The 17751-nt window shown below is 52.8% G+C and carries 15 protein-coding genes; 10 read left to right on the forward strand and 5 right to left on the reverse strand.

Annotation, left to right across the window (positions count from 1 at the left end; translation table 11 throughout):
* Positions 1 to 82: 82 nt before the first annotated feature.
* Positions 83 to 760 (forward strand): AroM family protein, encoded by a 678-nt coding sequence (locus HV107_RS15215; RefSeq protein WP_182059792.1) that lies wholly within the window; start codon positions 83 to 85, stop codon positions 758 to 760.
* A 71-nt stretch (positions 761 to 831) separates the two neighbouring features.
* Positions 832 to 1119: a pyrimidine/purine nucleoside phosphorylase gene (gene ppnP, locus HV107_RS15220; RefSeq protein WP_006176849.1), complete on the forward strand. Its 288-nt coding sequence runs from the start codon at positions 832 to 834 to the stop codon at positions 1117 to 1119.
* Positions 1120 to 1168: 49 nt separating this feature from the next.
* Here the strand turns inward: ppnP and rdgC are convergent, their stop codons facing one another.
* Entirely contained in the window at positions 1169 to 2083 is a 915-nt protein-coding gene (rdgC, locus tag HV107_RS15225; RefSeq protein ID WP_182059793.1) for a recombination-associated protein RdgC, read from the reverse strand.
* A gap of 123 nt (positions 2084 to 2206) precedes the next feature.
* Here rdgC and mak point away from each other — a divergent pair, with 123 nt between their 5' ends.
* Together mak and HV107_RS15235 are read left to right on the forward strand one after the other, a co-directional pair.
* The gene (gene mak / locus HV107_RS15230; RefSeq protein WP_182059794.1) at positions 2207 to 3112 is read left to right on the forward strand and encodes a fructokinase; all 906 of its coding nucleotides are present in this window, start codon (positions 2207 to 2209) and stop codon (positions 3110 to 3112) included.
* A 111-nt stretch (positions 3113 to 3223) separates the two neighbouring features.
* Positions 3224 to 3385 carry a hypothetical protein gene (locus tag HV107_RS15235; RefSeq protein WP_182059795.1) on the forward strand — a complete coding sequence of 54 codons (162 nt, stop codon included), beginning with the start codon at positions 3224 to 3226 and terminating at the stop codon, positions 3383 to 3385.
* 112 nt (positions 3386 to 3497) lie between these two features.
* On the opposite strand, the gene sbcC is transcribed toward HV107_RS15235, so the two are convergent.
* Both sbcC and sbcD read right to left on the reverse strand, forming a co-directional pair.
* Positions 3498 to 6629 (reverse strand): exonuclease subunit SbcC, encoded by a 3132-nt coding sequence (gene sbcC, locus HV107_RS15240; RefSeq protein WP_182059796.1) that lies wholly within the window; start codon positions 6627 to 6629, stop codon positions 3498 to 3500.
* Positions 6626 to 7831 carry an exonuclease subunit SbcD gene (gene sbcD / locus HV107_RS15245; RefSeq protein ID WP_182059797.1) on the reverse strand — a complete coding sequence of 402 codons (1206 nt, stop codon included), beginning with the start codon at positions 7829 to 7831 and terminating at the stop codon, positions 6626 to 6628. Before sbcD ends, sbcC begins: the two co-directional genes overlap by 4 nt.
* A 187-nt stretch (positions 7832 to 8018) precedes the next feature.
* Between sbcD and phoB the strand changes: the two genes are divergently transcribed.
* From phoB to proY, 4 genes are all read left to right on the forward strand, one after another.
* The gene (gene phoB / locus HV107_RS15250) at positions 8019 to 8708 is read left to right on the forward strand and encodes a phosphate response regulator transcription factor PhoB (RefSeq protein WP_003859122.1); all 690 of its coding nucleotides are present in this window, start codon (positions 8019 to 8021) and stop codon (positions 8706 to 8708) included.
* A gap of 21 nt (positions 8709 to 8729) precedes the next feature.
* Positions 8730 to 10025, forward strand: a complete 1296-nt coding sequence (gene phoR, locus HV107_RS15255; RefSeq protein ID WP_182059798.1) for a phosphate regulon sensor histidine kinase PhoR — start codon at positions 8730 to 8732, stop codon at positions 10023 to 10025.
* Positions 10026 to 10434: 409 nt separating this feature from the next.
* A complete protein-coding gene (gene brnQ, locus HV107_RS15260) occupies positions 10435 to 11754 on the forward strand; it encodes a branched-chain amino acid transporter carrier protein BrnQ (RefSeq protein ID WP_182059799.1) in 1320 nt (439 codons plus the stop codon).
* Between the two features lie 81 nt (positions 11755 to 11835).
* Entirely contained in the window at positions 11836 to 13209 is a 1374-nt protein-coding gene (gene proY / locus HV107_RS15265; RefSeq protein WP_182059800.1) for a proline-specific permease ProY, read from the forward strand.
* Between the two features lie 64 nt (positions 13210 to 13273).
* Here the strand turns inward: proY and HV107_RS15270 are convergent, their stop codons facing one another.
* Both HV107_RS15270 and tssD read right to left on the reverse strand, forming a co-directional pair.
* Entirely contained in the window at positions 13274 to 13552 is a 279-nt protein-coding gene (locus HV107_RS15270; RefSeq protein WP_182059801.1) for a YrhB domain-containing protein, read from the reverse strand.
* Complete coding sequence (tssD, locus tag HV107_RS15275) at positions 13549 to 14706, reverse strand: type VI secretion system tube protein TssD (protein ID WP_182059802.1); 1158 nt, start codon at positions 14704 to 14706, stop codon at positions 13549 to 13551. Before tssD ends, HV107_RS15270 begins: the two co-directional genes overlap by 4 nt.
* Positions 14707 to 15055: 349 nt before the next feature.
* Here tssD and malZ point away from each other — a divergent pair, with 349 nt between their 5' ends.
* Both malZ and HV107_RS15285 read left to right on the forward strand, forming a co-directional pair.
* Entirely contained in the window at positions 15056 to 16873 is a 1818-nt protein-coding gene (gene malZ / locus HV107_RS15280) for a maltodextrin glucosidase (RefSeq protein WP_182059803.1), read from the forward strand.
* 201 nt (positions 16874 to 17074) lie between these two features.
* Entirely contained in the window at positions 17075 to 17716 is a 642-nt protein-coding gene (locus tag HV107_RS15285; protein WP_014069092.1) for a hydrolase, read from the forward strand.
* Positions 17717 to 17751 lie beyond the last annotated feature (35 nt).

Genomic DNA, 17751 nt, shown 5'->3' on the forward strand with positions numbered 1-17751 from the left:
TGTTTTGTTGAAAAAATGAGCTGTGCAGCGAATTGAGTCTGTACCTGTGTGGCAGTTGCGGCAGTAATGGAAGGCGAACAAAATGAAGGCGACGTTGGCGATCCTCACCATTGGTGTGGTCCCTGTAAGCGAAGTATTACCGCTCTTAACTGAGCATGTCTCTGAACAACAAATCACCCATCTTAGCCTGTTGGGTAAGATGAGTCGGGAAGAGGTCATGGAAGACTACGCTGTTGAAGAAGGAGAGGATCTCCTGCCGACGTTATTAAGTGACGGTAAACTGGCGAATGTGTCACGTCAGAAAATTGAGCGCTCACTTCAGGGGGTCATTGAGGTGCTCGATAATCAGGGTTATGACGTTATTTTACTGATGAGTACGGCCCCGATTAAGGGGCTTGTCGCGCGTAACGCCATATTGCTGGAACCGATGCGGATTATTCCGCCGCTGGTGGCCTCGATTGTTGACGGTCATCAGGTGGGGGTGATTGTCCCTATTGAGGAGCTGCTGGAAAACCAGGAGGCGAAATGGAGCGCGCTTGCGCAAACGCCTTTGTATGCTCTGGCAAACCCCATTACGGATAGCGACGAAAAACTGATTGCATCCGGGCAGGCGTTGCTCGACGAAGGGGCGGATGTGCTGATCCTGGACTGTCTCGGTTTTCATCAGCATCACCGGGATCTTCTGCAAAAAGCGCTTGATGTACCGGTTCTGTTATCCAACGTTCTGATGGCGCGTCTGGCATCAGAGCTCCTGGCGTAATGATTTTGCGTGACAGGCTATGAGCATGGCCCCTATAGTGGATTTTTATCGATAAATATAAGGGCCAGTTCATGCTTCAAAGTAACGAATACTTTTCCGGTAAAGTGAAATCCATTGGTTTTACCAGCAGCAGCACTGGCCGCGCCAGTGTGGGCGTAATGGCTGAAGGGGAATACACCTTTGGCACGGCTGAAGCCGAAGAGATGACAGTGGTCAGCGGCGCGCTGAATGTATTACTGCCAGGTGAAACCGAGTGGAAAGTGTTTGCCGCAGGACAAGTATTCAACGTCCCTGGCCACAGCGAGTTCCATTTGCAGGTTGCTGAGCCTACGTCTTATCTGTGTCGCTACCTGAAATAAAAAAAAGCCGGGTGGCGCTACCGCTTACCCGGCCTGTGTTTTTGGCCTGTTACCTCTGCGCTTCTCCGCCGAGGCCTTCCACCAGACTCTGGATTAACGCTGCCAGTTCACCGGTCATCAGGATAAAGTCAGCATCAAAACGCTGGGCGTAATCTTCCCGGTCGATATCTTCGTTCTGGTCACGCAGTTCATCGCAGAATTTCAGACGTTTCACAGAGCCGTCATCGCACATGACAAACTGAATGCGCTGCTGCCAGTCAAGCGCCAGCTTGGTCACCAGTTTACCCGCTTCGATGTGGACCGCGATTTCATCGCATACCAGATCCTGTTTTTTCGCGCGGATCACGCCGCCATCTTCGAGGATCGCTTTTAATTCTGCTTCATCAAGCAGCTGGAACCCCTGAGGCGCTGCGCCGCTGCGCACCCATTCGGTCAGCGTCAGCTCGATAGGGTTTTCCATGGTCATAGGAACCACCGGCAGGGAGCCCAGGCTCTTACGCAGCAGGGCCAGCGTATCTTCCGCTTTTTTGGCGCTGGCGCAGTCAACCATGATCAGCCCGTTTACGGTGTCGATCCACATCATCGTCTGGCTAAAACGGCTAAAAGCGCGCGGTAGCAGAGAGTGCAGCACTTCGTCTTTCAGTGAATCTTTTTCGGTTTTTTTCAGCTTGCGGCCCTGTTCGGCTTCCAGCTTGAAGATCTTCGCTTCGAGTGCCTGCTTCACCACTGGTGAGGGCAGGATCTTCTCTTCTTTACGGGCGCAGACAATGATTTGACCCGTGCTGCTGGCGTGGGTCAGCGCGTCACTTTGTGAACCCATCGGAGGAACCCAACCGGTTTTTGCCATATCCTGGCTACCGCAAGGGGTAAAGGTGTAAGCGGCTAACTGTTTTTCCATCTCTTCAGCACGCAGCGAAACGTCGCGGCTAAGACGGTAAACCATCAAATTTTTGAACCACAGCATGATAATTTCCACGGCCTTGTCGTTAAATCAGCGGGCATGATAACGAATTGTCGCAGTGCTTGCATTGCTAATCGGGTAACCGGCTTCTACTCTGTTGATAATCAAAATAATGAGGAGTGTCTTGTGCGTATTGGGATTGATTTGGGCGGCACCAAAACCGAAGTCATCGCGCTGAGCGAACAGGGGGAGCAACTGTTCCGCCACCGTCTGCCTACGCCACGTGATGATTATCACCAGACCATTGAGACGATCGCGCGTCTGGTCGAGATGGCAGAGCAGGCGACAGGGCAAACCGGTACCGTGGGAATGGGCATTCCTGGCTCGATTTCGCCGTACACCGGCGTGGTGAAAAACGCTAACTCCACCTGGCTCAACGGCCAGCCTTTTGATAAAGACTTGAGCGCGCGCCTGAGCCGCGAAGTGCGTCTGGCGAATGATGCCAACTGTCTGGCAGTTTCGGAGGCCATCGATGGGGCTGCCGCAGGTGCCCAGACGGTGTTTGCGGTGATCATCGGAACAGGGTGTGGCGCAGGGGTAGCCTTTAATGGCCGTTCCCACATTGGCGGTAATGGCACGGCAGGCGAATGGGGGCATAACCCTCTGCCCTGGATGGACGAAGACGAGCTGAAATATCGCGCTGAAGTGCCGTGCTATTGTGGCAAACAAGGGTGTATAGAGACGTTTATCTCCGGCACCGGTTTTGCGAAGGACTATCATCGCCTCAGTGGGCAGCCGCTGAAGGGCAACGAGATCATGCGCCTGGTTGAGGAGCACGATCCTGTGGCGGAACTGGCCCTGAGCCGCTACGAGATGCGACTGGCGAAGTCACTGGCGCATGTTGTGAATATTCTCGACCCCGATGTGATTGTCCTGGGGGGAGGGATGAGCAATGTTGACCGTCTGTACGCCACGGTACCTGGTCTGGTGAAACAGTGGGTGTTCGGCGGCGAGTGTGAAACCCCGATCCGCAAAGCGGTGCACGGGGATTCCAGCGGCGTGCGCGGTGCGGCGTGGCTGTGGCCAGAATAAATTTTTTGTTATTAAGCGATCAAATAGCGTCATTAGAATAAACACGTTACAGCGGCACCATGGTCCGGCTGAAAATCGCCGAAGCGTTTCCTGTAGGCCGGGGCGAGGCGCATGGATGCGCCGAGAGGGCGCGACTTGCAGGGACGCTGCATCGCGCCCGACCCGAAAGCCGAAAGGAATAAGCTGAGGGCATCGCGAAGCGACGATTTTCTTGCCGGGAGCCCGGGTGGCCAGGGTGGTGGCGGTGAGCCACCCTGGCACGTTCACCGGTAATGTGGTAACAGAGTAGCAAGGAACATAAAGTGAACGGAATGACCACCTGAGCCGTATGTTCCCCTCAGCCCTGCGGGGTGAGGGCACCAGACCGCACAGAATTACCCCACCATCACTCCACGGCAAATTCCTTATCCAGCTTGCTATACCCAAGCCCGTTAATCTTTTTCACCTTAATCTGCACCGGAATTCGCTCTTTCATCGCCTCAACGTGGCTAATCACACCGATGGTTTTTCCGGTCGCGTTCAGCGCATCGAGCGCATCCAGCGCGGTATCCAGCGTTTCACTATCCAGCGTGCCAAACCCTTCATCCAGGAACAGAGAGTCAATGCGTGTTTTATGACTGACCAGGTCAGAAAGCGCCAGCGCCAGCGCCAGGCTGACGAGGAAGCTTTCACCGCCGGACAGGGTGCGGGTATCGCGCACCGCGTCAGCCTGCCAGGTATCAACCACTTCCAGCTCCAGCGCGTCGCTCGCTTTACGCTGGAGCAAATAGCGGCCGTGCAGGCGGTTAAGCTGCTGGTTGGCAAGCCAGACCAGATTATCCAGCGTCAGCCCCTGGGCAAATTTACGGAACCTGTCGCCGGTGCTGGAGCCTATCAGCGCATTGAGATAACCCCAGTCTTCGGCAAGACGCGCGGCCTCATCGATTTGCTGTATCAATGCCTGCTGATGCAGACGGTTATCGCTGTCCTGCTTAAGCTGCTGGCGGATTTCACCCTGGTGAGTGGTATTGTCGCGTAACCTCTGCGCCAGCTGTTGCAGTTGTTCCTGCAAGCCAGGGGCATCGCAGTCAGCCCCTTCCGGGCGCAGTTGCAGGTGTCCTTGCAGCTGCTGATTCGCTTGCCCAAAGAGTGCTGTTGCCTGCTGATTCTGGTTTTCCAGCGTTTGTTTCAGTTGTTCAAGGCGAAGATGCGTGTCGTTATCCAGAAGCGCGGACAGGAATGCATCCTGATCGGCAAAAGTACTTGCTGCCAGTGCGGTTGCAAACTGAGCCTGCGACTGCAGCATACGCTCACTTTCCAGCCCTTCCTGCTGCTGGAGAGTTGCAAGCTGGCTTTGCAGGGAGACGCACTCATTGTGAATGTCGCGCCAGTTATCCGGGATAATAGTGTCGGCCTCTGCGCTATCAGCCTCAGGCAGCGTATCAAGCAGTGGCGTCAGGGCGTTAATACGCTCTTGTATGGCGCTGTGCCGGGTTTGATTCTCCTGCCAGCGCGATAATTCGTTTTCGCGCTCGGTCAGCCAGCCTGCTTCAGTTCCCTCTTCAGGCACGCTCAGTGACAGCGCGCTCAGCATATGTTCCAGCGTCTGGCGGGTTGCGGCCCACTGTTGCTGGTACTGCCGCTGCTGCTCTTCCTGCTCGTTGAGCTGGTTTTGCAGCGTCAGGCGCTGGCTCAACTGATAAAGCTGGCGCTCGTAGTGTTCCTGCTCGTTCATCCACGGGGTGATATCATCCTGAATATTCAGATGAATATTCAGCGTGCCGCACACCTCTTGCCACTCGTTAGTAAGTGATTGCTCTTCCTGAGATAAGGTTTGCGCCTCAGCTGTTTCGCGCTGGATCTGCTGGGTCAGGGCGTTAACCTGCCCCAGAACCAGCAAACCTTCCTCTTTCAGCGCCGCGACTTCTTTTGCCAGCTCGTCGCGGCGACGCTGGCTGGCACTGAGTTCCAGCGCCTGATATTCCGTTACCGCCGGATGCGTTGTTGAACCGCACAGCGGGCAAGGGTGCCCGGCCTGTAACTGGGCGCGTTCGGCTTCCAGACTTTTGATTTTCTCTTCTTGTCTGCAAAGCTGTTCGACATCCAGATAGTGCTGGTTTTTTTCCTTGTATTGCTGCCTGCGTAGCGCGAGGGTGTCATTGAGTGTCACCTGCTCAGCCTGGGCTTTTTGCACGCTTTCGCCATATTGTGCCAGGTGTTTTTGTAGTGGCTGATAGCGCGCGTGGAGTGTTGTCAGGCGCTGGCGTGCGGTGCGCGACTGGGCTTGCTGCTCCATCGCCACCGCAACCTCTTCGGTCGTCATCGTCAGGCTGCTTACCGGCAAACCGGCCAGCTTTTGACGCAGTTCCGCGAGGCGAGCAGTGAGTGCAACAAGCTGATGTTTATCACGACTCAACTGGGTGAAATGGGCACGCCATCCGGCAATTTCCTGGCCCCACTGGCGAAAACGCTCGTTCCCGGCAAGCCACTGGGCGAGCGTTGTCAGGTCAGTTTGCAGTTGTTCGCGAGTGCGTAACGCGCCGTTGCGCACTCGCGCCCGCTGTGCGTTTCTTGCCTGTAAGCGAGTATTTACTTCAACAATTTGCTGCTGTGTCTGCGCAAGGCGAGTGGTCTGCTCGCGCTGGCTCTCCCAGAGCGGACGCAGTGCAGCAGCAGGCTGTGCCAGCTGAAGTTTTGCCAGCTCAGGCCCGGCATCAGCCAGTGCCTGTTGTGCTTGCTGCTGCAAGGCCGTGGCACGCTGCTGTTCGCGCAGCAACTCGTCATAGCGTGTAAGCCACTGAAAGGTTTGCTGCTGACTCTGCTGTTGCGCCAGCAGGGTTTTCTCTTCGTCAGTAAGTACCTGCAAACTTTGCTGCAGCTGTTGTTGCTGCTCTTCACTTAGGAGCACCACGCCAGCGGCCTGGGCCTCACACATCTCCAGGGCGCTACGGGCTGCCTTGTGTTGTTCAAAAACCCGTGCTGAAATCTGGCCGTAGATCTCAGTGCCGGTCAGCTCTTCCAGCAGTTCGGCGCGATCGCCGGGTTTCGCATTGAGGAAGGCGGCAAATTGCCCCTGAGAGAGCAGCATCGAGCGGGTAAAACGATCGTAATCCAGCCCGGTCAGCGCCGAGGTTTGTTCAAGCTTGTCCGTCACTTTATCGGCAAGGATTTTACCGTCTTCACAGCGCGCCAGCTCCACGCGTGGAGCCTGTAAGTTGCCGTCTGGCTGGTTACGCGCCCGGTTCTGGCTCCAGAAAGCGCGGTAAGCCGTGCCTTTTACTTCAAACTCTACTTCCGCCAGACATTCGGCGGTATCACGCGTCATCAGGTCGTTTTGTGCCTGAGAGACTTTTTGCAGGCGCGGCGTTTCGTGGTACAGCGCAAGGCAAATGGCATCCAGCAGCGTGGTTTTACCTGCCCCGGTGGCACCGGTAATGGCAAATAAACCGTTGCTGGCGAAAGGTTCAGCGGTAAAGTCGATTTTCCACTCACCCTTGAGTGAGTTGAGGTTTTTCAGACGCAGACTCAGGATTTTCATGCGTTCTCTTCCTCGTCATTCAGTGAGTGCAGTGTATGGGCGAACAGCTCGTTCAGCCTGGCGCGTTTTGCATCGTCCATTTCTTCCTGGGCCAACCGGCGTTCAAAAACCTCTTCGACCTTCAGCTCGCTCAGCGTTTCGCGCTGAGCGCTCAACAGGATTTTCTCGCGCTGTTCGCGGCTACGGCGCACCAGCAACACCTCGACGGGCAAATCTTCCGTTAAGGCCTGAATTTTACGCTGCATATCATGCAGATATTCATCGGTGGTGATTTCGATATCCAGCCAGACCGGCGGTTCTTGCGCCGCGCCACGCCACTGCTCAAGCTGAGTGGTGATGGCTGCCAGGTCGCCTTTGAGCACCGCGAGCGGTTGGGTGACCGGGACGTCCAGCGTATCGACGGCGCTGAGCTTGCCAGCGGTAAACGTCACCAGATGCACGGATTTGGCTTTGCCCGTCTCGTCAAAACTCAGGGAAATCGGGGAGCCGCAATAGCGAATATGTTCGCTACCGCCAATCATCTGCGCGCGGTGAATATGCCCCAGCGCGATGTAATCCGCAGGCGGGAAGTTTTGCGCCGGGAAAGCATCAAGCGTGCCGATATAAATGTCACGTACTGCGTCACTTTTGCTCGCCCCAACGGTAGTCAAATGTCCGGTGGCAATCACGGGGATCTCCTGTTCACCGCGAAGGGCGCAGGCTGCTTCATACTGCTGGTGGTAGTAGTCGGTTATGCTCTGCAACAGGTGCTGCTGCTTTTCACCGCCGGAAAGCCCGGCCTGACTCTGAACGATATCTCTCGGACGTAAAAAAGGCACCGGACACAGTACCGCACCCGGCGTCCCGTCGCGTTTTTTCAGGATCTGCGGGGCGTGCCCGGCGCTGGCGACGACCGTCGTGTTGAGGAACGCGAGAATATCGCGGGATTCATTCAGCGTTGCCACGGAGTCGTGGTTACCCGCAACAATCACCAGATGACAGCCGGTTTGCTGTAAGTTAACGACAAAACGGTTATACAGTTCGCGCGCATAGCTTGGCGGTTGCCCGGTATCAAAAATATCACCGGCAACGATGATGGCATCAACCTGGTGCGACTGAGCAGTTTCCAGCAGCCAGTTCAGGAAGGCTTCATGTTCTGCGGCGCGGCTTTTGCTGTAAAAATTTTGACCCAGATGCCAGTCCGAGGTGTGAAGTATGCGCATAACGGTTCCGTGGCAAAAAAATGAGGATAGGATTATAAACCTTCAGAGAACGGAAAATAACCGCTGTAATAAAACAACAGTTTGCCATTTATAGTGGTAATGTTTTTCATAAATCTGTCATAAATCTGACGCATAATGACGCCGCATTACAAACTTGTAACTTAAATAAGATAAGACAGGGCAAAGTATGGCGAGACGTATTCTGGTCGTAGAAGATGAAGCTCCGATCCGTGAAATGGTGTGCTTCGTGCTCGAACAAAATGGCTTTCAGCCGGTAGAAGCTGAAGATTATGACAGCGCGGTGAATCAACTTAACGAACCCTGGCCTGATTTGATTTTGCTTGACTGGATGCTGCCTGGCGGCTCGGGATTGCAGTTCATCAAACACATTAAACGTGAAGCGATGACCCGCGATATTCCGGTTGTCATGCTCACGGCGCGCGGTGAAGAAGAAGATCGTGTGCGCGGTCTGGAAACAGGCGCTGACGATTACATCACTAAACCATTCTCTCCTAAAGAACTGGTCGCCCGTATTAAAGCGGTGATGCGCCGTATTTCGCCGATGGCGGTGGAAGAGGTGATTGAGATGCAGGGCTTAAGTCTTGATCCAACGTCACACCGGGTGATGACCGGCGAAAACCCACTCGATATGGGGCCAACCGAATTCAAGTTGTTGCATTTCTTTATGACTCACCCTGAGCGTGTCTATAGCCGTGAGCAGTTGCTGAATAACGTCTGGGGGACTAACGTCTATGTCGAAGACCGGACGGTTGATGTCCATATTCGCCGCTTGCGTAAAGCGCTGGAGCTGAGCGGCCACGATCGTATGGTGCAGACGGTCCGCGGCACGGGTTATCGTTTCTCGACCCGTTTCTGAACAATGACAGGAGTGTGACGCGTGCTGGAACGTCTGTCATGGAAAAGGCTCGTTTTTGAACTCATTCTTTGTTGTATCCCGGCCCTCATTCTGGGGGCATTCGTTGGACATTTGCCGTGGTTTTTACTGGCTTCGGTCACCGGGCTGCTAATCTGGCATTTCTGGAACTTACTGCGCCTTTCCTGGTGGCTGTGGGTTGACCGCAGTATGACGCCTCCGCCGGGAAGCGGGAGCTGGGAGCCGCTGCTCTACGGCCTGCATCAGATGCAGATGCGTAATAAAAAGCGCCGTCGTGAGCTGGGTAGCCTGATCAAACGTTTTCGCAGTGGCGCGGAGTCGCTGCCGGATGCGGTCATTCTGACCACCGAAGAAGGGACTATCTTCTGGTGTAATGGCCTGGCGCAACAGCTGCTTGGGCTGCGCTGGCCGGATGATAATGGCCAGAATATCCTTAACCTTCTGCGTTACCCTGAATTTACGCAGTATCTGAAAAAACGTGACTTCACCCGCCCGCATAATCTGAAACTGAACAATGGTCGTCACCTTGAGATCCGCGTGATGCCCTACAGCGACCAGCAGTGGTTAATGGTGGCGCGCGACGTAACGCAGATGCACCAGCTGGAAGGGGCGCGACGTAATTTCTTTGCCAACGTCAGCCACGAATTGCGCACGCCGTTAACGGTGCTGCAGGGCTATCTGGAGATGATGCAGGAGCAAACGCTGGAAGGGGCGCCACGCGAAAAAGCGCTGCATACCATGCGTGAGCAAACGCACCGGATGGAAGGGCTGGTGAAACAGCTTCTGACGTTATCGAAAATAGAGGCCGCCCCGACGCTTGCGTTGAATGACACTATCGACGTGCCGATGATGCTGCGCGTTGTAGAGCGCGAAGCGCAGACCTTGAGCCATAAAAAACATCAACTGACCTTTGAGGTTGATAATGGCCTGAAAGTACTGGGCAGCGAGGATGAGCTGCGTAGCGCCATTTCTAACCTGGTCTATAACGCGGTAAATCACACGCCGGAAGGGACGCATATTGTGGTGCGCTGGCAACATACCCCGACAGGTGCGGAGTTTAGCGTTGAGGACAACGGGCCAGGTATTTCGCCGGAACACCTGCCTCGCCTGACCGAACGCTTCTATCGTGTTGATAAAGCGCGCTCGCGCCAGACCGGAGGAAGCGGTCTGGGGTTGGCGATTGTGAAACATGCGGTCAATCATCATGAAAGTCGTCTCGATATTCAGAGCACGCTGGGGAAAGGAACTCGTTTCAGTTTCGTTATCCCGGAACGATTAATTGCCAAAAAAATCGCCTGACAACAGGCGTGTCATTTTTCCTTTCCACGGGCCAGCCATTGCTGGCCCGTTTGCTTTGCGGCCAAGTAAAACCTGAGTGAATTTTATACGCCAGATGCTTTTTTGTTCGCATGATTAGCCATGGGTTTTTCTTATAAATAGCGTATTGTGCTGGCCTGATTTTTCATACTGGCATATTGTTCTGGTTTCACGATCCCATCTTGCCTTTAAACGTTATAAGCGTTTAAATTGCCCCCCAGATACTGTCAGACCGACTGTATTTGCGTGGTAAATCGAAAAACTATTCTTCTCCACGCCAGGACGGGAGAATTTCCCGCTGAAATTGAGCAAGTTTTCCGCTGTATTGTCCCGTCAGGGATGGCGAAAATCTCAACGTTTTCAACACCACATCCACAGGCAGTAAGGTTTTATGACCCATCACTTAAAATCGCGTGACATCATCGCGCTGGGCTTTATGACATTTGCGCTGTTCGTTGGCGCAGGCAACATCATTTTCCCTCCAATGGTCGGCTTACAGGCGGGTGAACACGTCTGGACTGCTGCGTTTGGTTTCCTGATTACTGCCGTGGGTCTACCGGTACTGACCATCGTTGCGCTGGCGAAAGTCGGCGGCGGCGTTGATAGCCTCAGCACACCGATCGGTAAAGTGGCTGGCGTTCTGCTGGCGACGGTCTGCTATCTGGCTGTTGGCCCACTGTTTGCGACCCCGCGTACGGCAACGGTCTCTTTTGAAGTGGGGATTGCTCCGCTGACCGGCGACGGTGCGATGCCGCTGTTTATCTACAGCCTGGTGTACTTCGCGATTGTCATTCTGGTTTCTCTCTATCCGGGCAAGCTGCTGGATACCGTGGGGAACTTCCTGGCGCCAATGAAAATTGTGGCGCTGATCGTGCTGGCCGTTGCGGCTATCATCTGGCCGGCTGGCCCTATCAGCGATGCGATGGATGCCTATAAAAATGCGGCGTTCTCCAACGGCTTTGTGAACGGTTATCTGACCATGGATACGCTGGGCGCGATGGTGTTTGGTATCGTTATTGTGAACGCGGCGCGTTCCCGTGGCGTGACCGAAGCGCGTCTGCTGACCCGCTATACCATCTGGGCTGGCCTGATGGCCGGTGTGGGCCTGACGCTGCTGTATCTGGCGCTGTTCCGCCTGGGTTCAGATAGCGCTATGCTGGTTGAACAGAACGCGAACGGTGCGGCTATCCTTCATGCTTACGTGCAGCACACCTTCGGTGGTGCGGGCAGCATGTTGCTTGCGGTGCTGATTTTCCTGGCGTGTCTGGTGACGGCCGTTGGCCTGACCTGTGCGTGTGCTGAGTTCTTTGCTCAGTATCTGCCGCTCTCTTACCGCTCGCTGGTGTTTATTCTGGGCATTTTCTCAATGGCGGTATCGAATCTGGGGCTGAGCCACCTGATTCAGGTTTCCATTCCGGTGCTGACGGCCATTTATCCGCCGTGCATTGTGCTGGTGGTGTTGAGCTTTACTCGCCCGTGGTGGAATAATTCATCCCGAATTATTGCGCCGGCCATGTTTATCAGCCTTCTTTTTGGTATCCTTGACGGAATCAAAGCATCAGCATTCAGTGAAATGCTGCCAGCCTGGACACAGCGTCTGCCGCTGTCCGAACAAGGTCTGGCATGGCTGATGCCTACCGTTGTAGCGCTGGTTCTGGCCGTTATCTGGGACCGTGCAGCAGGGCGTCAGGTTACATCTAACGCGCATTAATCAACGGTAACAAACTGTTTAACCACGGGGCTTAAGGCCCCGTGGTTTTTTGTTTTTTTCGTGTTGAATGGCAAGATTTAAATGGAAAGCACTAACAAACTCAAACGTGGACTGAGCACCCGCCACATCCGCTTTATGGCACTGGGTTCAGCTATCGGTACGGGTCTTTTTTATGGCTCGGCAGATGCCATCAAAATGGCCGGTCCAAGCGTTCTGTTGGCCTACATCATTGGTGGTGTGGCGGCGTATATCATCATGCGCGCGCTGGGCGAAATGTCCGTGCATAACCCTTCTGCAAGTTCCTTTTCTCGTTACGCGCAAGATAACTTAGGCCCGCTGGCAGGCTACATCACCGGCTGGACATACTGTTTTGAGATCCTGATAGTGGCGATTGCCGATGTCACTGCCTTCGGCATTTACATGGGGGTCTGGTTCCCGGCTGTACCGCACTGGATTTGGGTACTAAGCGTGGTGTTGATCATCTGCGCCATTAACCTGATGAGCGTGAAGGTGTTTGGTGAGCTGGAGTTCTGGTTCTCCTTCTTTAAAGTTGCCACCATTATCATCATGATTGCGGCCGGTTTTGGCATCATCATCTGGGGTATTGGTAACGGCGTTCAGCCAACCGGTATTCATAACCTGTGGAGCAACGGCGGCTTCTTTAGCAACGGCTGGCTCGGCATGGTGATGTCTTTGCAAATGGTGATGTTTGCGTACGGCGGTATTGAGATTATCGGCATCACCGCAGGTGAAGCGAAAGACCCGGAGAAATCCATCCCGCGTGCCATCAATTCCGTGCCGATGCGTATTCTGGTGTTCTACGTGGGTACGCTGTTTGTCATTATGTCTATCTACCCGTGGAACCAGGTGGGCACCGATGGTAGTCCGTTTGTCCTGACCTTCCAGCACCTGGGGATCACGTTTGCGGCCAGTATTCTGAACTTCGTGGTGCTGACGGCTTCGCTTTCTGCCATTAACAGCGATGTGTTTGGCGTGGGGCGTATGCTGCACGGGATGGCAGAGCAGGGCAGTGCGCCAAAAGTCTTTGCGAAAACCTCTCGTCGCGGTATTCCGTGGGTGACGGTGATGGTTATGACCATTGCGCTGCTGTTTGCGGTATACCTCAACTACATCATGCCTGAGAACATTTTCCTGGTGATTGCATCGCTGGCGACCTTTGCGACCGTGTGGGTGTGGATTATGATCCTGCTGTCACAGATTGCGTTCCGTCGCCGTCTGCTGCCGGAAGAGGTGGAAGCACTAAAATTCAAAGTGCCGGGTGGTGTGGTTACTACCGTAGTTGGGCTGGTTTTCCTGGTCTTTATTATCGGACTGATTGGCTATCACCCGGATACCCGTATTTCCTTGTATGTGGGCTTTGCGTGGATTGTTCTGCTGCTGGCAGGCTGGATGTTTAAATGCCGCCGCGACCGCCAGTTGGCGCAAGCGCAGTAATCCCCTTTTTCACCCTCTCCCGTCTAGTGTATAAAAGGCAGCGGGGGAGGGTATTAGTCGACAACTATTTTGACGATTTTTTTTCATTCTCATAATCTTGTAAGTACCTTTCAAGTGGCTTGGCTGTGCCTAAAGTAAAGATTTCACCGTTGTCTTTATCAATGATGAACGGAGTGTTTCCTGCTAAACGGCAGGAAATAAGCCCATTTTCAAGATATTCTTTTGATTCGAAACAGAAAAACCATCCCTCTGAAAATCGGCCATGAAGTGTGATGACAACGGGGATGTCAGCATTGCTAACATATTCAGTAGCTTTACTCATAGCGTCTTCATAACTAATCATTTATTTGTCCTCAATAGCTGAAATGATTCAAATTGACTAAGATCTGCCTGGGTACCAGTTTGCCCATCGAGAAATCTGATTGTACTATTTTGATTAACGACATTAAATACATGCCCTGGTTGGCTTGGACCATATGATCCGTATACAATCCCACGAGCCCCTGAGCCAGCACTACTGATTATTTGAATGATTTCATCTTCAGATTTCATATATCTGAACTTTGCATCGTAATGGCGCTCTAATACACTGAGTGGCACACCTGTAATCGAGTTTGCAGGTAGTGCTGATGTTGCATGACCTGCCAGAGTCATATCTGTAGATAATGCACAATTCACGCAATTGTGGGTACGACCTTCTCCAGGATAACCTAAATTAACTTTCCTGATTGATCCTGCTAAATCATTTCTTATTGAACCTTGAATTTTTTGTATTTTGTTAAGATTTTCCAGAGCTGATGCGTTCTTCGCAAGGAGTAGTGAGGTTGCAGCAATACCAAGACCAATTGTTTTTTCATTGAGCACCTGATTATATCCAGTTTGAGTCTCGGTACCGAGTTTTTCAGCTGTATCCCTGAACCCCTCTATGTTCCCGTTGTAAATACTTCCTGCGGCAAGCAGTCTGCCTACAGCCTTACTGTTTAACGTTTTGAGTCCTTTCTTAGCATCCGTTTGCTGTGGGACAAACATTCGAGTGTAGTTAGCTGGAACTGCCAGAGAACTGAACTCGGTGTTAGCGATAAGATGTCTGCAAAAAATATACTCATATTTTACTGTAATGTATTCGGTATCAAGATTAGCCTCTACCAGAAGATGGATAGCAGAGATAAATGCTCCTCTCAACTGAATATAGTAATACCTTTCCCATCTGCCATATTTATTTATGCGGTAAAAGTCAAACTCCAAAAAAAGCTGCTCATTATTATTTATGGCATTGCAAAGTAATGGGGTGCTTTTATCCAGGGGTTTCTTGAAACTAAGCTCCTGAAGTTGTGTGCCTTGATCTGTGCTGGTTATTCCATTGGTCAGTTCAAATACAAATATTTCGTCCTTATGGCCGGTTTGTGCGCGATTGCCAATTGATGCTATCGTCCCGCATCCATCGGAAATCGCACCTTGTTGCTTTCCAGAAATTGACAGGTATATAGTATCTCCCATTATTACCTTATCCTTTAATATCAATCTTATTAACGGTTTTACTGATGAGTATTTCTCTTTAAATATTTTTACTCTTTATTTTGTGTTTTTGGTATATTTATAATAAAAAGTTTCACTTTAACTGAAAATTATTAAGGATAGTCTGTATGGTGATGGTTTTTATTATTTATCGGCTTACGAAAATTTAGCTGTATTGTGAGATATGCATAAGAGGTTGTTAATGAGCAGAACATCTGGCTGCACTGATGCCTCCTCCCCCGTCCTCCTCCCCCAATAAACTGCATCATGATGAGCTAACCTTAACTACCCTGTGGCAAGGTGACGTCAATTTCATCAAAGGGGATTCGTGATGTTGAACGCCTGGCACCTTCCGGTTGCCCCATTTGTTAAGCAAAACAAAGACAACCTTGTGATTACGCTCTGGCTGGCGGGGGAAAATCAGCCCGACCGCGTGATGCTACGCGCTGAAGTGGATAACGAAGAAACCGCATTGACCATGCACAAGCAACGCAGCCAGCCGCAGCCCGGCGTGACGGCATGGCGCGCGAACATCGATCTCAACAGCGGGCAGCCGCGACGTCGCTACAGCTTTAAGCTGCTGTGGAATAACCGTCAGCTGTGGTTTACCCCGCAAGGCTTTAGCCGTTTTCCACCTGCGCGGCTGGAGCAATTCGCCGTCGATTACCCGGACCATGGCCCGCAGTGGGTCAACGATCAGGTCTTTTATCAAATCTTCCCTGACCGCTTTGCCCGCAGCCAGAAGCGCACGCCGCAGCAGGATAAGGTCTATTACCACCACGCCACAGGTCACGACATTATCTTTAAAGAGTGGGATGAGCCGCTTACAGCGCAGGCAGGGGGATCGACATTTTACGGTGGCGACCTGGACGGGATCAGCGAAAAGCTCCCGTATCTGAAAAAACTGGGCGTCACGGCGCTGTACCTTAACCCGGTCTTTAAAGCGCCAAGCGTTCACAAATACGATACCGAAGATTATCGCCACGTTGATGAGCAGTTTGGCGGTGATGCCGCGCTGCTGCGTCTGCGGGAAAACACGAAAAAAGAAGGAATGCGCCTGATTCTGGACGGCGTGTTCAACCACAGTGGGGATTCCCACGCCTGGTTTGATCGTCACAATCAGTCCATGGGCGGTGCGTGTCATAACCCGGATTCACCCCAGCGTGACTGGTACAGCTTTAGTGATGAAGGACGGGCTTTGGACTGGTTGGGCTATGCCAGCCTGCCTAAGCTCGATTTTCAGTCGCCAGTGCTTGTGAACGAGATCTACGGTGGTGATGACAGCATTGTACGCCACTGGTTAAAGGCTCCGTGGAACATGGACGGCTGGCGTCTGGACGTGGTGCATATGCTGGGTGAAGCGGGTGGGGCACGTAACAATATTGAGCACGTTGCCGGGATCACCCGTTCAGCAAAAATCGCCCAGCCGGAGGCGTTTGTCTTTGGCGAGCATTTTGGTGATGCGCGTCAGTGGCTTCATGCCGATGCCGAAGACGCGGCGATGAACTATCGCGGCTTTACTTTCCCGCTGTGGGGATTCCTTGCCAATACCGATATTTCTTACGATCCGCAACTTATCGACGCCGAAACCTGCATGGCGTGGATGGACAACTACCGCGCCAGTCTGTCTCACCAGCAGCAGCTGCGGATGTTCAACCAGTTGGATAGCCACGACACAGCACGTTTCAAGTCGCTGCTGGGCAAAGACGTGGCGCGTCTGCCGCTGGCGGTGACCTGGCTCTTCACCTGGCCTGGGATCCCGTGTATTTACTACGGTGATGAAGTGGGACTGGACGGCAACAACGATCCGTTCTGCCGCAAAACCTTCCCGTGGGATCCGGCAAAACAGGACGCGTCGCTGTTCAGCCTGTATCAGCGTATGGCGAAACTGCGTAAACAGAACCAGGCTTTACGCTACGGCGGATGCCAGGTGGTCTACGCGCATGATAACGTCGTGGTGTTTGCCCGGGTCTATAACCAGCAGCGCATGCTGGTGGCCATTAACCGGGGTGAAGCCTGTGAAGTGGTGCTGGATGATTCCCCACTGCTCAGGGTGAAGGCATGGCAACTGAAAGAGGGTAAAGGCGACCTGCAAGAAGGGGTTTTGTCTCTGCCTGCGATTTCAGCCTGCGTTTGGTTTGGTAATTAATCCCCTTTTGCAACCGGTGTATTACGCCGGTTGCAGAATATTCCCCAAAGTCGTTCTGTTAAATTAAACAGAGCGGACAAATTTCTTTAATATCGTCTAAATCAATTCTCGCTATACTCAAATTGCTTTATCAGACAGGGCCCTTTCTCATTTAGCACACAAAATCGTTGGCTTTTAACACATTGATTAAAAGGTACTTTTATGTCTATTCGTGAACTGATTGACCCGTCCAATTCCGCACTGATTTTTATCGATCACCAGCCGCAGATGTCCTTTGGCGTGGCAAATATTGACCGTCAGTTATTGAAAAATAATACGGTTGCTCTGGCGAAAGCAGGCAAAATTTTTGATGTACCGGTTATCTATACGTCTGTAGAAACAAAGAGCTTCAGCGGTTATATCTGGCCTGAATTGCTGGCCGTCCATCCTGATGTAAAACCCATTGAACGTACCTCGATGAACTCCTGGGAAGATGACGCGTTTGTTGCGGCAGTTAAAGCCACAGGCCGCAAAAAACTCATCATTTCTGCCCTGTGGACAGAAGTGTGCCTGACCTTCCCGGCGCTGATGGCGCTGGATGAAGGCTTCGAAGTGTATGTAGTAACAGATACCTCCGGCGGGACCTCTGTTGATGCACACGAACGTGCTATCGACCGTATGGTGCAGGCAGGCGCAGTGCCTGTGACCTGGCAGCAGGTGTTGCTTGAGTACCAGCGCGACTGGTCACGTAAAGGCACTTATGACGCGGTGATGGATCTGGTGCGTGAGCATAGCGGGGCTTACGGCATGGGCGTTGATTATGCCTATACCCTCGTTCACGGTGCGCCAGAGCGCAAAGCGTAATCCTTTCAGGGCGGGGTTCTCCCGCCCATCAATGA

Source organism: Enterobacter sp. RHBSTW-00175, from assembly GCF_013927005.1.
Taxonomy (GTDB): domain Bacteria; phylum Pseudomonadota; class Gammaproteobacteria; order Enterobacterales; family Enterobacteriaceae; genus Enterobacter.

Excerpts from the sequence above, each read along its gene's own strand:
- HV107_RS15270 (WP_182059801.1), bottom strand. The coding sequence starts at position 13,552 with ATGATTAGTTATGAAGACGCTATGAGTAAAGCTACTGAATATGTTAGC.
- brnQ (WP_182059799.1), top strand. The coding sequence starts at position 10,435 with ATGACCCATCACTTAAAATCGCGTGACATCATCGCGCTGGGCTTTATG.
- rdgC (WP_182059793.1), bottom strand. The coding sequence starts at position 2,083 with ATGCTGTGGTTCAAAAATTTGATGGTTTACCGTCTTAGCCGCGACGTT.
- malZ (WP_182059803.1), top strand. The coding sequence starts at position 15,056 with ATGTTGAACGCCTGGCACCTTCCGGTTGCCCCATTTGTTAAGCAAAAC.
- sbcD (WP_182059797.1), bottom strand. The coding sequence starts at position 7,831 with ATGCGCATACTTCACACCTCGGACTGGCATCTGGGTCAAAATTTTTAC.
- HV107_RS15235 (WP_182059795.1), top strand. The coding sequence starts at position 3,224 with ATGGATGCGCCGAGAGGGCGCGACTTGCAGGGACGCTGCATCGCGCCC.
- HV107_RS15285 (WP_014069092.1), top strand. The coding sequence starts at position 17,075 with ATGTCTATTCGTGAACTGATTGACCCGTCCAATTCCGCACTGATTTTT.
- ppnP (WP_006176849.1), top strand. The coding sequence starts at position 832 with ATGCTTCAAAGTAACGAATACTTTTCCGGTAAAGTGAAATCCATTGGT.
- sbcC (WP_182059796.1), bottom strand. The coding sequence starts at position 6,629 with ATGAAAATCCTGAGTCTGCGTCTGAAAAACCTCAACTCACTCAAGGGT.
- phoB (WP_003859122.1), top strand. The coding sequence starts at position 8,019 with ATGGCGAGACGTATTCTGGTCGTAGAAGATGAAGCTCCGATCCGTGAA.
- proY (WP_182059800.1), top strand. The coding sequence starts at position 11,836 with ATGGAAAGCACTAACAAACTCAAACGTGGACTGAGCACCCGCCACATC.
- tssD (WP_182059802.1), bottom strand. The coding sequence starts at position 14,706 with ATGGGAGATACTATATACCTGTCAATTTCTGGAAAGCAACAAGGTGCG.
- HV107_RS15215 (WP_182059792.1), top strand. The coding sequence starts at position 83 with ATGAAGGCGACGTTGGCGATCCTCACCATTGGTGTGGTCCCTGTAAGC.